Source organism: Cupriavidus sp. 05T313 (assembly GCF_056396665.1).
Genome location: NZ_JBFTLX010000531.1, coordinates 1 through 996, shown reverse-complemented (window position 1 = coordinate 996; position 996 = coordinate 1). Strand labels below are relative to the sequence as shown.

Sequence of the window (996 nt, the reverse complement as noted above, 5' to 3'; positions counted from 1 at the left end):
AAGATGCGCGGCGTGAGGATGTAGCGGCCCACCACGCCCAGGTTGGACGGTGCGTTCTCGGGCGCGGGCTTCTCGACGATGTCGGATACCTTGATCACGCCTTCGTCCCATTCGCGGCCGGCGACCACGCCATAGGAGCGGCTCTGCTCCGGCGCGATCTCTTCCACGCCCAGCACCGAGCAGTTGTAGTGGCCGTACAGGTCCACCATCTGCTTCATCACCGGGGGCTCGCCATCCAGCAAGTCATCGGCCAGCATCACGGCGAACGGTGCGTCGCCCACCAGCTTTTCCGCGCACAGCACGGCGTGRCCAAGGCCGAGGGCCTCGGGCTGGCGCACGTAGAAAAACTCCACGTGCGACGGCTTGATCGAGCGCACCAGGGTGAGCAGGGCCTGCTTGTTCTTGGCCTCCAGTTCCGCCTCGAGCTCGTAGGCCTTGTCGAAATGATCCTCAATGGCGCGCTTGGAGCGGCCGGTCACGAAGATCATCTCGGTGATGCCAGCGGCCATGGCTTCTTCCACGGCGTACTGAATCAGCGGCTTGTCGACCACGGGCAGCATTTCCTTCGGGCTCGCCTTGGTAGCCGRCAAAAAACGAGTGCCGAGACCGGCTACCGGGAAGACAGCCTTGGTGACACGGGTTTCCATATCAGGTTTCCTTATCATTTCGGTGTACATAGCCCTGCTGGTGACGCAAAGCTCATGCCGGCAATCGCTGTATTTGATCCTGCAGCTTGACCAGCGTCTGTTCGAAATCCGACAGACGCTGGGTTTCTTGCGCGACAACGGCGGGAGGTGCCTTGGCGACGAAGCTCTCATTGGAGAGCTTGCCGCGGCATTTCCCGATTTCGGCGCTGATGCGCTCTATTTCCTTGGCCAGCCGCACGCGTTCCGCGGCCGCGTCGATTTCGATCTTCAGCAGCAGGTGGTTGCCGCCGACGATAGCCACCGGAGCGCCCGCACCTTCGGCCATCAGGGCATTCTGGTCTTCGAATAC

General features: G+C 62.0%; 1 protein-coding gene and 1 pseudogene. Both read right to left on the bottom strand.

Annotated elements, in window-relative coordinates; translation table 11 throughout:
* Nucleotides 1–647 (bottom strand): UTP--glucose-1-phosphate uridylyltransferase (locus AC1DKD_RS41510; RefSeq protein ID WP_477144773.1); only part of this gene is annotated, 647 nt, incomplete at its 3' end.
* Nucleotides 648–699: 52 nt separating this feature from the next.
* Nucleotides 700–996: pseudogene (locus tag AC1DKD_RS41505) on the bottom strand (valine--tRNA ligase); the annotation flags it as partial.